Source organism: Kineosporia sp. NBRC 101677 (assembly GCF_030269265.1).
Taxonomy (GTDB): Bacteria; Actinomycetota; Actinomycetes; order Actinomycetales; family Kineosporiaceae; genus Kineosporia; species Kineosporia rhizophila.
In genome coordinates, this window is the sequence record NZ_BSTA01000001.1 from 712,210 (window position 1) to 724,708 (window position 12,499).

A 12,499-nucleotide genomic window follows, 5' to 3' on the forward strand; every position below is an offset into this window, starting at 1 on the left:
AACAGCACCGGGGGCGTTCGTACGGTCGAGGCATGGTTTCTTATCAGCGCCCGATCGGGTCGGGTTTCGGTCACCACACCACCACTGAGGACGTCCTTGCCGGGGTTGATCTCACCGGTCGGGTCGCGATCGTGACGGGTGGGTATTCGGGGATCGGCATCACCACCACGCGCGCGCTCGCCGGGGCGGGCGCCACAGTGGTCGTGCCGGCGCGTCGCCCTGATGCGGCGGCCGAACAGTTGGCCGATGTGAAGAACGTCGAGATCGCTGAGCTGGATCTGGCCGACCTGGGCAGCGTGCGGGCCTTTGCTCAGTCGTTCCTGGCCAGTGGCCGGGCCCTGGACATCCTGATCAACAACGCCGCGGTGATGGCGATCCCGCTGACCCGGGTGGGGCCGGGCTGGGAGGCGCAGTTCGCCACCAACCACCTCGGTCACTTCGCCCTGACCACCCAGGTGTGGCCGGCCCTGGTGCAGGCCGCAGGGGCCCGGGTGGTGAGCCTGAGTTCGTGGGGGCACAAGGGTTCCGACATCCAGTGGGACGACCTGCAGTTCCACAACTCCTACGAGAAGTGGCAGGCCTACGGGCAGGCCAAGACGGCCAACGTGCTCTTCGCCCGGCACCTGGACAAGCTCGGCGAACCCCATGGCGTACGGGCGTTCTCAGTGTTCCCCGGGGGCATCAAGACGCCGTTGCAGCGGCATCTGCCCGACGGGGAGATGGTCGGCCTGGGGTGGATCGACGCCGAGGGCAACGACATCTACCCCTGGAAGACCCCGGAGGAGGGTGCGGCCACCAGCGTCTGGGCGGCCACGTCGGCTCAGCTCGCCGGCATGGGCGGGGTGTACTGCGAGGACGTCGACGTGGCGCACATCGCTGATCTGGGCACCCAGGAAGGCCTCGACCGGGGTGTGAACGCCTACGCGATCGACCCGGTGGCGGCCGAACGGCTGTGGACGCTCTCGGCCGGGCTGACCGGCACCGACCTTCCCTGACCCCCTTGTGACCGCGGAGCCGGCGCCGGCCCGGACGGGCGCTTCAGGCCGTGGCTTCCTGCTGCTGAGCTGCGACGAACTCTTCGGGGCCCGTCTCGGCCGCCGCCGGGTCCATCCACATGATCTGCCAGCCGTGACCGTCCAGGTCGAAGAAGCTGCGCGAGCACATGAACCCGTAGTCCTCCAGGCCGTCGGCCTCGACCCCGCCGGCGGCCAGCGCGGCCTGGGAGACCGAGTCGACCTCTTCGCGGGAGGACACGCTGAAGCAGAACAGGGCCTGGGTGTGGGTGGCCGGGTCGGCCAGCGGCCGCTTCGCGAAGGTGGCGAACTTCTCCCGGGTGAGCAGCATGAAACTGGCCTGGTCGCTGACCTTCATGCAGGCCGCCGTGTCGTCGGTGAAGTTCGGGTCGAAGGTGAAGCCCAACTGGGCGAAGAAGGCCTTGCTGGCCCCGAGGTCGGCCACGGGGATGTTCACGAACAACATGCGTGCGGTCACAGCGGTCTCCAGGTGGGTGAAGCGTCGGATACGCAGTGAAGACCGGGCCGGCCGGCAGAACTCATCGCCCCCGCCCCGATAACGTGAGCCGCCAAGGACCTCCGGCGGATCGGGAGAGACATGCGCATCGTGGTCATCGGCGGGAGCGGCCACATCGGCACCTACCTCGTCCCCCGGCTCGTGCGGGCCGGTCACGAGGTGGTCAGCATCAGCCGCGGCACCCGCTCGGCCTACACCGAGGCTTCCGAGTGGACGTCGGTGCAGCAGGTCGCTGCGGACCGGGAGCAGGAGGACGCGGCCGGCACGTTCGGCGACCGGGTCGCCGGACTCGGGCCCGACGTCGTCATCGATCTGATCTGCTTCACCGTCGCCTCGGCGACCGCCCTGGTCGAGCGCCTGCGCGGCGAGGTCGGGCACCTGCTGCACTGCGGATCGATCTGGCGTTACGGTCCCAGCCACCTGGCGCCGATCGCCGAGGGATCCGGCACCCCGCCGTTGGGGGAGTACGGGATCCAGAAGGACCAGATCGCTCGTCTGCTGCAGGCCGAGACCGCGGCGGGCGGCCTGGTCACGACGTCGCTGCACCCCGGCCACATCGTCGGCCCCGGCTGGATGCCGATCGGCCCGCTGGGCAACCTCGACCCCGGGGTCTGGCAGACCCTTTCCAGCGGTTCGCGGCTCCGCGTGCCCGGCCTGGGCAACGAGATGATGCATCACGTGCACGCCGACGACGTGGCCCAGGCGTTCGAACTGGCGGTGGCCCGCCGCGAGGCGGCCGCCGGCGAGGACTTCAACGTGGTGGCACCGACCGCGCTGACGGTGCGGGGTTTCGCCGAGGCCGCGGCCGGCTGGTTCGGGCAGCCGCTGTACCTGGAGCCGGTCGACTGGGACCGGTTCCGCGAGGGCATGTCCCATGAGCACGGCGAGGCCAGCTGGGAGCACCTCGTGCGCAGTCACTGCTGCTCGATCGAGAAGGCCCGCCGGCTACTGGGGTACGAACCGTCGTACACGTCACTGGAGGCGGTGCTGGAGGCGGTGCGCCGGCTGATCGAGAACGGTGACCTGACGGTCGAGCGTCCACTGGTTGTCTGATCCCTACCGTCGGCCGACCGCGACGAGCACCTCGGTCTCCGGATCGTGGGCGACCGCCGACAGCGTGCCCACGATCGCGTCGGCCCGTTCCCAGGGCTGGTCGTCGGCCAGGAAGGGGATCTCCTCGACCTCCCACTCCTCCCACTCCCGGGCGGCGGTCTCCTCGTCGAGATCGCTGCGCTGGAGCATGTCCCGGGCCAGACCGCGGCGCCGGGCCTCGTCCGGGTCCGACTGCACCCAGACGACGAAGTCGAGGTAGGGGGCCAGCGAGCGCCGGGAGACGCCGATGCCCTCGATGATCAGCATGGGCGCGTCGGCCGGGACGTCGAGGTGCCCCTCACGGCCGTGCGGAGCCCAGCCCAGCGGCTGGTAGTGCACGCCGCGGCCGGCCCGGAACGGCTCCAGCACGCCGTCCCGCATCAGGTCGCCCCAGTCGAAGCGGGCGTGATTCCAGGCCACGTCGTCGGAGTGCACCACGACGGCCCCGGTGCGCGCGGCCAGCCGCTCGGCCAGCGAGGTCTTGCCGCTGCCGCCCCGGCCGTCGACGGCCACCACCCGTCGGCCGGTCAGCGTGGCGGCGAAGTCGTCCAAGGACGTCCTGCGCCAGTTCTCGTAGCGGGGTTCCCCTGGTCCCATCCCTGCACGCTAACCCCGGCCGGTCGGACGGACCAGGTCACCGGGGCAGAAGACCGTTCTCGTAGACGTAGACCACGGCCTGCACCCGGTCGCGCAGGCCGAGTTTGGCCAGGACCCGGGAGACGTGGGTCTTCACCGTCTGCTCCCCGACGAACAGGGCGGCGGCGATCTCGGCGTTCGACCGGCCGCGGGCCAGTTCCAGCAGGATCTCCTTCTCGCGGACGGTGAGGCGTTGCAGGTCGGCCGGCTCCGGGGGCGGGGCCAGACCGGCCGCCAGCCGGGCGGCCAGGCGCTGGGTGACCGAGGGGTCGATCAGGGCGTCGCCGCGGGCCGCGATCCGGATGGCGCCGAGCAGTTCCTCGGTGGGCATGCTCTTGAGCAGGAAGCCGCTGGCCCCGGCCTGGAGCGCCCGGTAGAGGTAGGCGTCGTCGTCGTACGTGGTGAGCAGCAGGATCCGGGTGGGTGAGCCGGCGCCCAAAACGGCCTCGGCCGCGCCCAGGCCGTCGAGCACCGGCATCCGCACGTCCAGGACGGCCACGTCGGGGACCAGACCGAGCACCTGCTGCACGGCGGCCCGGCCGTCTCCCACGTCGGCCACGCACTCCAGGTCGGGCTGGGTCTCCAGAGCGGCCCGGAAGCCGGAACGGAAGAACTCGTGGTCGTCGGCGAGCAGCACTCTGATCGTCATTCTTCGCTCTCCAGGGGGAAACTCACGCGGGTGGTCCAGGTCCGGCCGTCGGGCTCCGGACCGGCCTGGACGGTGCCGGAGAAGAGCCCGGCCCGGTGCCGGATGCCGTCCAGCCCGCGGCCCGAGCCGGGCGAGGGCCGCACGCTCGCCGGGACCGGGTTGCGGCCGGTCACCACCAGACGGGTGTCGTCCTGGTCGATCACCAGGTCCAGGGTGCCACCACCGCCGTGGCGCAGGGCATTGGTGAGGATCTCCTGGACGACCCGGTAGGCCGCGACGTCCACGGAGCCGGGCAGGTGGGCCGGTTCCAGGTCGGGCCGGTGCAGCCGGATCGGCAGTCCGGCCCCGCGACTGCCCTCGAGCAGTTCCTCCAGGTTGCGCAGGCCCGGCTGGCGCACCTCGGCCCGGTGGTCGCCGTCCGGCTGGTCGTCGTAGAGCAGGTCGAGCATGCGGCGCAGGTCGGACATCGCGGCCTGGCTGGAGGCTTCCACCTGCCCCAGCGAGGCTTTCACCTTCTCCTCACCGGCCCCGGCGGCCAGCCCCAGCCGGGCGGCGGAGGCGTGCATGCCCATCGCACTGACGTGGTGGGAGATGGTGTCGTGCAGGTCGCGGGCGATGGCGCCGCGTTCCTGGGCCACCACCGTGACCAGGGCCTGACGGGCGGCCTGGCGTTCGGTCTCGGCCCGCCGTTCGATCTCGTCGATGTAGCCGCTGCGGGCGGTGGTGTACCGGCCCACCAGCCAGGGCAGGAACGTGTTGCTGACCGTGGTGAGCAGGTCCCCGCCGACCGAGTCGAACCCCTGGATCATCTGGGCCCCGGTCATCCCGGCGACCAGCGCGGCCAGAGCGGCCACGGACTGCCGGCCGCGCAGCCAGGCCCCGGCCCGGTAGCCGGCCAGGACCAGCCCGACCGCGTTGCCGATGCCGCTGTCGCCGCCCTGACCGGTGGAGACCAGCAACCACGCCACCAGGCAGCGCGCAGCGCCGTGGGCGAAGGCGGCCCCGGCGGCGGTCGCCGCCGGGAGGGCCAGGGCCAGGTCGACCACTGCGATCGTGACCGCGGCCAGCCACAACGCCGGTCCCAGAGGGTTCCCGGAGACGTCCAGGAAGAAGAAGATGGCGCCGTCGAAGGTCAGGCAGAGCAGTGCGATCAGGATGGACTGGCGTCGTAGGGAGGCGTTCTCGTCGAGCCGGGAGCTCCGCGTCACCGGTCCATCCTTCCGCACGTGGCGTTCCTCAGGCCCGGCCGGCCGCGATGAAGGAGAGGATCTCCTGCACGCCCTCGGGCGTGGAGGCCGGGGTGTGCCCGGCGTCCTTGATCTCCTTGAACGTGGCCCGGGGGAACTGCGCGGCCGCCTGGCGCCCGGCGTCGCTGTGGGTGTTGGCGTCCAGATCACCGGAGAGCACCAGCACCGGCACGTCCGGGAGCTCGGCCCGGGCGGGCAGCGGCGACTTCGCGGTGGGGTCGTTCGGCCAGTTCAGGCAGGCACCGGTGTCGTAGTCGGCCCGGGTGACCCAGGCCTGGGGGCTGAAGGGCGCGAAGTCCTTGGCCCTGAACTGCGACTGGCGCTGGTCGTACTCGGCCCGGCGGGCGGCCGCAGGGTCTGCGTAGTCGAAGTCGCGGGGGTAGTCGTGGCAGGTTGCGGCCCAGGTCAGGGTGTCGGAGAACAACTGCGGGCCGACGGTGAGGTGCTCGGCCAGCTGAAGGGTGCTCTGCCGGACGAGTTCGCCGAACGGTCCGAGGTTGCCGCGGCGCCCGGCGGCGGCCGCCTCGACCAGGGCCAGCTGGGCCTCGGGATCGGCGGTGGAGGAGTAGACCCCGGCGGCGGTCGAGGTCATCCGCCACTCGTCCAGGACGACCTTGTGCGTGGTGCCCCCGAAGCGGACCTTCACCTGCACAGGGTGGGCCCGCAGCCGCTCGGCCAGGGCACCGAGGTCGGAGAGCACCTGCTCACCGGAGCATTCCTGGGTGCGCTCACAGACCAGCCGCACGGCCCGTCGGAAGGCGGCCACGTCGCCGACGCCGATCGGGTTCACGTTCACCGCGTAGGCGCCGGCCAAGGTGACGGTGCGCACGTGCTCGGAGTGACGCTGGGCGTAGACCGGCATCAGGTAGCTGCCGTAGGAGACACCGACCAGGTCGAGCCGGTCCACGCCGAGCCGGGCCCGCACGGCGTCGATGTCGTCGGCGAAGGCGGCCGTGCCGTAGTCGCCCACCCGTTCCCCGAGCTGCCGGCCGCACTGACCGATCAGCTTGCGCTGCTGCTCCAGCCCCTGGAAGGCGCGGGCCGGCCCCTTCAGCGCCGCACAGGTGACCGGTCCCGAGCGGCCCACCCCCCGAGGGTCGATCAGGAGCAGGTCACGCCGGTCCGAGAGGGGCTGGAAGACCTGCGCGAACAGCTCTCCGGTGAGGTCGATCGCCGAGTCGCCGGGACCTCCGGGATTGGGGACGATCGTGCCCAGTCCCGGCCGGGTGGTGTCGGTCCGGGGGACCAGGGCGAAGGCGATGTCGGTGGTCCCCTTGCCGGGGTCGGTGCGGTCGAGCGGCAGTTTGAGGACGCCGCAACGCGCCTTGGGCAGCTGGTCCAGGTCCTTGCAGGGCTGCAGACCGGCCAGGGTCTGGGCGGAGGCCGTCATCACGGGCGGCTTGGTGGTGGTGGAGGTGGCGGCACCGGCCGAACTGCCGGCCGCCGTGAGAGCGACGGCGCCGGACACGGCCAGGAGTGCGGAGACGAAAGCGGTCTTCTTCATCGGGTTCTCCCTCTTGGGTGGTTCGACTGGGGACAACGCTAGGAATTGCGGTGCCTCGCGGTCGTCACCGGCAAGACCCCCTTCGGGTCCCCCGTGAGAGGGATGCCCTGCCCACGTTCAGGGTGACGATCTACGGCTCCGCACCGAGCAGGCTCGAGGCATGAGCCAATCAGCGGTCATCACACCCCCTCCGGCAGAGAAAGTTTCGGCCGGCGCCACTTCGCGGATAGCCCGATGGAGCGCCACCCACCCTTGGCGATCGGTCAGTGCCTGGGTCCTGCTCGTCCTGGTGTGCGTGGGCATCGGTTCGGTCGTGCCGGGTCGCACGGCCACGCCGCTCGACCTCACCGTGGGCCAGACCCACCAGGCGGCGCAGATGCTGCGGGATGCCGGAATGAGCGCTCCTGCAACGGAGAACGTCCTGATCACGGCCGGGTCCGGCGCACTCGACCGGGCGCAGGCCGACGCCGCCACCGCCGACCTGGTCTCCCGGGCCTCCGGTCTCACCGACGTCGCCCAGGCCGGTGATCCGGTGACTGCCCAGGACGGGCAGGCGGTCCTGGTGCCGCTGGTGATCCGTGGGGACGCCGACACCGCCGCCGAGCGCATCGGGCCGCTCGGCGCGGCCCTGCACGAGGTGCAGGAGAACTTCCCCGGCCTGCGTCTGGAGCAGGTGGGCGAAGCCTCGCTGAGCAATGCTCTGGCGGACCTGGCCACCGAGGACCTGGAGGCGGCCGGGGTGATCAGCCTGCCCGTGACCCTGGCCATCCTGCTGGTGGTCTTCGGGGCGCTGCTGGCCGCCGGAGTGCCGGTCCTGCTGGGCCTCTCGGCGGTGGCGACCGCGAGCGGCCTGTCGGTGCTGGTCTCGTACCTGGTGCCGAGCACCGGTTCGACGTCGGCGATGATCCTGCTGATGGGAATGGCCGTGGGCGTGGACTACTCGCTCTTCTACGTCAAGCGCTACCGCGAGGAACGGGCCCGCCACCAGGACCATCTGGACGCGGTCCAGATCGCCGCCGAGACCTCCGGGCACTCGGTCCTGGTCTCCGGGCTGGCCGTGGTGATCTCGATGGCCTCGCTGTTCCTGGTCGGCGACGTCACCTTCAGCTCCCTGGGCGCCGGTTCCGTCCTGGTCGTGGCGATCGCCGTGGTCGGTTCCCTGACCGTGCTGCCGGCCCTGCTGGCCGGGCTCGGCCGGGCGATGAACCGCCCCCGGGTGCCTCTGGTGTGGCGGCTGACCGCCTCGACCCGGCCGCCGCGGCTGTGGCCGGCCCTGCTGCGCCCGGCCCTGAACCACCCCGGCCGCACCCTGGTGACCTCGGTGCTGCTCCCGCTGGCCCTCGCGGCTCCGGCGCTGAGCATGACCCTGGCGGACCCGGACGAGAAGTCGCTGCCCACCTCACTTCCCACCGTCTCGGCGCTGCACCGTATGACTGCGGCCTTCCCGGGCGAACGAACCTCCCACGACGTGGTGGTCGCGGCCCCGACGGCGGCCACTGCCGACACCGCCGAACAGCGCCTGAACCAGTTCACCCCGTTCGCCGGTGCGGGCACCGAACTCTCGCGGTCGGCCGACGGACGCGTGCTCCACCTGGTCGTGGCCACCGCGGTGGACTCGTCCTCGACCGAGGCCCGGGCCCAGGTCGAGGCGCTGCGCACGCAACTGCCGTCGGTCCTGGCCGGCACCGAGGCCCGGTGGGCCGTCGGTGGCGCGGCCGCCGGCTCGGTGGACTACGCCGACAACCTGCAGGCGAAACTGCCCTGGGTGGTCGGTGCCGTGCTGCTCGCCACGACCGTGATGATGCTGGTGGTGTTCCGCTCACCGGCCCTGGCGCTGATCACCGCGGCCACCAACCTGCTGTCGGTGGCGGCCGCGTTCGGCGTGATCTGCGCGGTCTTCCAGCACACCTGGGCCGAGAGCCTGCTCGACTTCCGTTCCACCGGTGCGGTGGTCACCTTCGTTCCCCTCTTCGCCTTCGCGGTGCTGTCCGGATTGTCGATGGACTACCACGTCTTCGTGCTGACCCGGATCCGCGAGCTCGTGGCGCAGGGAGTGCCTGCCCGTCGGGCCGTGGCCGACGGCATCACCGACTCCGCCGGAACGGTGACCAGTGCCGCCGTCATCATGGTGTCGGTCTTCGCGATCTTCGTCATGGGCCACGGGCTCGAGTTCAAGCAGCTCGGGGTCGGCCTGGCCACCGCCGTCCTGCTCGACGCCCTGGTGGTACGGGCCTTCGTCCTGCCCGCGCTGCTCACCGTGCTGGGCGAGAAGGCCTGGCGGCGCTGACTTCCCGCCGGGACGGAAACGGCGGCGGAAACCGGAGACCCGGTGTCCGCCGCCGCCTCCGGTTCTACTTGCCCCAGAACTTCTTCGGCAGCTGACGCAGGTACAGGTCGTCACGGCCGAAGACCGGGTCCGGGACCAGGTTCGTGGCGTCCGACGAGAACACCACCTTGGTGCCGCCCGAGGAGACCACGGAGTTCAGGCCGCCGCTGTCCTTGTCGGGCTCGCCGCCCTTGAGGCCGACCGAGATCCGCTCGTTGCGGCCCGCCTTCAGGTCCCGGACGAAGACGTCGGTGTCGTTCCCGGCATCGGCGCCCTTGACCAGATCGGGCCCGGAGGTCTCGAAGACCACGAACCGGCCGTCGGGCGAGATCGTGGCCCCGTTGACGTGGGCACCGGGCGCGCCGCTGGTGCCGGGCACGCCTCCGTCGGCGGTACGCACCGCGAGCTGCGTCTTACGCGTGACGCGGTTGTACAGGTAGGCCTGCCGAATGTTGCCGGTGTCCTCAGCAACCAGGCCCTTCAGGCTGATCGCCGAGTAGACGACCAGCTTGCCGTCGTCGGAGACGGTCGGTTCACCGGCCCCCTCGTGCACCGAGGGGATGCCGCCGGTGGCCTGGCTCCCGTTCGGGCCGACCGAGATCCGGGTGGTTCTGTGCGTGGTCAGGGAGTGCGTGAAGACGTCGGAGACGTCGTTGGTGTCCCCCTTCACCAGGTTGCTTGCGCCGGAGCGGAACACCACGGTCTTGCCGTCGGCCGAGATCTGCGCGTCCCGGGAACCGGCGTAGTAGTCGTAGGGTGCCCCGGCCGCACCGGCCTGCTTGCCTGTGCTGGTGACGCTGATCCGGGTGATCTTCTTGGTCGCCCGTTTCCAGACGAAGACGTCGTTCACCGCATTGGTGTCACCTTTGATCAGGTCGGCCCGGTTGGAGTAGAAGACGACCACCTGACCGTCGGCGGAGACCGCCGGGTGATACTCACTGCCGTGCTCGTTCGGCCCGCGCTTCACGGTGGTGACCCGAGTGGTCTTGCCCGTCTTCAGGTCCTTGTGGAAGACCTCGTAGGCCAGGGTGCTGGGGTCGGGGTCGTTCTTGACCAGGTTGGAGGCTGCGGACATGAACACCACGTAGCGGCCGTCCGGCGTGATGTCCGGGCTGGAGCTGCCCCCGTTGGCCTCGGCGCCCTTCAGGCCGGTCGAGACCTTCCGGGTCTTACCGGTCTTGGTGTCGCGGACGAAGATGTCCGAGTGCGCCAGGCTGTCGGTCTTGGGCAGCAGGTTGGTGGCGGTGGACTGGAACGCCACATAGCGGCCGTTCGGGGTGATCGACGGCTCGGCGCCCGGGCCGGTCGGGGCCAGGCCCCCGGCCCCCTTGGTGATCAGCTCGGTCTTTCCCTTGGCGGCCGCGGCCTGCGCGGGGGCGGCCAGCAGGCCACCGAGGGTCACCGCAGACACGGCGGACACAACGGCTGCGACGGTGAGACCACGGCGGCGCACTGATGCTCGATGCTGCAACGAACGTCCTTAATCTGGATCGGTCCTGACGGCGGAAAACCTGGAAGAGGCGTCGCTCAGCAGGTGATCGTCAGAACCGTTGCAGACGTTACATATGCCACGTACGAGGCGCGCGGCCACCAGATGGCCGCGCGCCCGCCGAACTCCCGGATCAGGCCTTGCGCAGCTTCACCGTGATGCCGTCGCGGACATAACCGATGTCGGCCCGCAGGCCCTGCGGCACCTGTACGTCGCCGAACTTGCCCTTGACGCGGGCGGCCCGGATCACCACGGAGTCACCGGACTTGCCCTCCACCTGCAGCACGGTGTCGCCGCTCAGCACCAGGTCGTCGTCGATCGCGACCTTGACCTTGCCGTGGGCCTTGAGAACGCCGCCGTTCTGGCGGTATTCGCCGGACAGGCGCGCGTCTTCGGCGAACTCCAGTGTGGCGCCGTCAACCACGACGTCACCGTTACCCAGCGCACGCTTGGCCGCCACCACGAGAGTGCCCCCGGCGACCGTGGTGCCACCCCGGTAGGAGTTCTCACCGGTCAGCGTCAGCGATCCGGTGCCGGCCTTGGTCAGTCCACCCCGGCCGCTGATGTCGTTACGCCAGATGTCGCTCTTGGAGAACCCACCAGCGGACGCGTCCATGGTCACCTTGACGTCGCCGTCGAACGCGCCGTAACCGTCCGTCGCCACGAAAAGGTCCAGCCGCCCCCAGTTCTCCGGGCCGTCGAGCAGCGGGTGCCCGGCCTCCAGAGCGGTGGTGCGCAGCACCTCGCGGCGCTGTTCGGCGCTCAGGTACGGCTGGCGCGTCTCCAGCAGCACCTCCGCGCCCTTCGGCACCACCATGGCCGCGGACGAGCGCTTGGCCGGCAGGTCGTAGGTGAGCTTGTCCTCGATCAGGCGACGGTTCGCCTTGCGGTCGGCGTAGGCGTCGTTCTTACGGTCGGCGCTGTGCGCGTAGCCGATCACGTCCTCACCCACCTTGCTGGTGAAGAACGCGCGGGCCTGCTCGCGGGCCGCAGCCTTGAGCGAGGCGTTGTCCGGGTCGTTGAGGATCGCCGCGGCCAGCGCGGTGGCCAGGATCCGGCCGCCCATCACGTCCAGCGGCGAGTGCATGCCGGAGACCACGCGGGTGTGGGCCAGGTCGATGGACGAGGTGACCAGTTCCTGGAAACGCTCGGGAACCGCGTAGGCGTAGGCCAGCGAGGCCAGGTAGAAGGCGTTGGTGTGGCCGCTGGGGTAGCCGCCGTCGTCCGCCGGGGCGGTGCTGCGCTGGCGCAGGAGCTGCGGGATCACCGTCACCGGCGAGTCGTAGACCGGGTAGCCGAGTTCGTCGGTCTTCCCGGTGTCGACCACCTCGTTCTTCAGGTTCATCCGCCACGGCCGCGGGTACAGGTAGGCGGCCTTGCTCGGGTTGCCCGAGGAGTAGTTACCCCGCAGACGTCCGACCAGCGCCACGACCTGTCCGAGTTCCGAGTCCGCAGCTCCCGCACCCAGAGCCGAACCGGCCGGCGCATCGGCGGGGAGAGCGTCCTCGATCTTGGTGGCCGGCGTGCCCTTGGGAGCCTCGGTGATACCGGTGACCGCGCGGGCCGCCTCGCGGTAGAGCGGGGCCAGCGGGCCGAGGCCGACGATCGTGGCGTAGCTCTGGTGCTGGCGGTCGGCGATGAACGCACGCTCTTCCTCGGCCAGGGTGCGGGTGCGGCTCACCTTGGCCATGTACTGCATGTTGGCGCGCAGCACCGACGACGAGAGCACGGTGCCGGTGTTCCAGGTGCTGCCGGTGCGCCACAGGCTCTGCATGCCGGACAGGGCCCGCACCGCCGCGTTGGTCTCGACGGTGACGTTGCCGGTGACGTTGGTCTTGTAGGAGTCGACGAAGGCCTCGACGGCGGCCTTGGTCGTGGCCAGGCTCTCGGCGTTGAGCGTTCTGGCGTTCGCGGTTCCGGACAGCAGGGTGGGGCCTGCGGCGATTCCGGCGGTGGAGACGAGGGCCGCGCGCAGGAGGGTGCGGCGGTTCATGGTGAGGGACACCCGCCGATGGTGGTTGGAGTG

The 12,499-nt window shown here is 70.8% G+C and carries 10 protein-coding genes; 3 read left to right on the forward strand and 7 right to left on the reverse strand.

Annotated elements, in window-relative coordinates:
- Positions 1-32 precede the first annotated feature (32 nt).
- Entirely contained in the window at positions 33-995 is a 963-nt protein-coding gene (locus QSK18_RS03210) for an SDR family NAD(P)-dependent oxidoreductase (protein ID WP_285616521.1), read from the forward strand.
- A gap of 43 nt (positions 996-1,038) precedes the next feature.
- On the opposite strand, the gene QSK18_RS03215 is transcribed toward QSK18_RS03210, so the two are convergent.
- Positions 1,039-1,479 (reverse strand): VOC family protein, encoded by a 441-nt coding sequence (locus QSK18_RS03215; RefSeq protein ID WP_352396461.1) that lies wholly within the window; start codon positions 1,477-1,479, stop codon positions 1,039-1,041.
- A gap of 132 nt (positions 1,480-1,611) precedes the next feature.
- Here QSK18_RS03215 and QSK18_RS03220 point away from each other — a divergent pair, with 132 nt between their 5' ends.
- Positions 1,612-2,583 carry an NAD-dependent epimerase/dehydratase family protein gene (locus QSK18_RS03220; protein WP_232808403.1) on the forward strand — a complete coding sequence of 324 codons (972 nt, stop codon included), beginning with the start codon at positions 1,612-1,614 and terminating at the stop codon, positions 2,581-2,583.
- Between the two features lie 3 nt (positions 2,584-2,586).
- Here QSK18_RS03220 and QSK18_RS03225 read toward each other — a convergent pair whose 3' ends face one another.
- Genes QSK18_RS03225 through QSK18_RS03240 form a run of 4 tightly spaced genes read right to left on the reverse strand, consistent with a single transcriptional unit; the run spans position 2,587 to position 6,658 of the window.
- Positions 2,587-3,219, reverse strand: coding sequence for a uridine kinase family protein (locus QSK18_RS03225; RefSeq protein WP_285616523.1), 633 nt, complete (start codon positions 3,217-3,219; stop codon positions 2,587-2,589).
- 37 nt (positions 3,220-3,256) lie between these two features.
- Positions 3,257-3,907 (reverse strand): response regulator, encoded by a 651-nt coding sequence (locus QSK18_RS03230; RefSeq protein WP_285616524.1) that lies wholly within the window; start codon positions 3,905-3,907, stop codon positions 3,257-3,259.
- Positions 3,904-5,115: a sensor histidine kinase gene (locus QSK18_RS03235; protein ID WP_285616525.1), complete on the reverse strand. Its 1,212-nt coding sequence runs from the start codon at positions 5,113-5,115 to the stop codon at positions 3,904-3,906. The genes QSK18_RS03230 and QSK18_RS03235 overlap by 4 nt, the downstream gene beginning before the upstream one ends.
- A 28-nt stretch (positions 5,116-5,143) precedes the next feature.
- On the reverse strand, positions 5,144-6,658 hold the full coding sequence (locus QSK18_RS03240) for an alpha/beta hydrolase (RefSeq protein ID WP_285616526.1): 1,515 nt from the start codon (positions 6,656-6,658) through the stop codon (positions 5,144-5,146).
- Between the two features lie 313 nt (positions 6,659-6,971).
- On the opposite strand from QSK18_RS03240, the gene QSK18_RS03245 reads away from it, so the two are divergent.
- Positions 6,972-8,945 (forward strand): MMPL family transporter, encoded by a 1,974-nt coding sequence (locus QSK18_RS03245; RefSeq protein WP_285616527.1) that lies wholly within the window; start codon positions 6,972-6,974, stop codon positions 8,943-8,945.
- A 64-nt stretch (positions 8,946-9,009) separates the two neighbouring features.
- On the opposite strand, the gene QSK18_RS03250 is transcribed toward QSK18_RS03245, so the two are convergent.
- Together QSK18_RS03250 and QSK18_RS03255 are read right to left on the reverse strand one after the other, a co-directional pair.
- A complete protein-coding gene (locus QSK18_RS03250; RefSeq protein WP_285616528.1) occupies positions 9,010-10,395 on the reverse strand; it encodes a TolB family protein in 1,386 nt (461 codons plus the stop codon).
- Between the two features lie 211 nt (positions 10,396-10,606).
- On the reverse strand, positions 10,607-12,466 hold the full coding sequence (locus QSK18_RS03255; RefSeq protein ID WP_352396462.1) for a phosphatase PAP2 family protein: 1,860 nt from the start codon (positions 12,464-12,466) through the stop codon (positions 10,607-10,609).
- Between the last annotated feature and the right edge of the window lie 33 nt (positions 12,467-12,499).

Bases quoted from the DNA above. Each gene is read 5' to 3' on its own strand.
- QSK18_RS03220 (WP_232808403.1), top strand. From the start codon at position 1,612: ATGCGCATCGTGGTCATCGGCGGGAGCGGCCACATCGGCACCTACCTC.
- QSK18_RS03210 (WP_285616521.1), top strand. From the start codon at position 33: ATGGTTTCTTATCAGCGCCCGATCGGGTCGGGTTTCGGTCACCACACC.
- QSK18_RS03255 (WP_352396462.1), bottom strand. From the start codon at position 12,466: ATGAACCGCCGCACCCTCCTGCGCGCGGCCCTCGTCTCCACCGCCGGA.
- QSK18_RS03240 (WP_285616526.1), bottom strand. From the start codon at position 6,658: ATGAAGAAGACCGCTTTCGTCTCCGCACTCCTGGCCGTGTCCGGCGCC.
- QSK18_RS03225 (WP_285616523.1), bottom strand. From the start codon at position 3,219: ATGGGACCAGGGGAACCCCGCTACGAGAACTGGCGCAGGACGTCCTTG.
- QSK18_RS03230 (WP_285616524.1), bottom strand. From the start codon at position 3,907: ATGACGATCAGAGTGCTGCTCGCCGACGACCACGAGTTCTTCCGTTCC.
- QSK18_RS03215 (WP_352396461.1), bottom strand. From the start codon at position 1,479: ATGTTGTTCGTGAACATCCCCGTGGCCGACCTCGGGGCCAGCAAGGCC.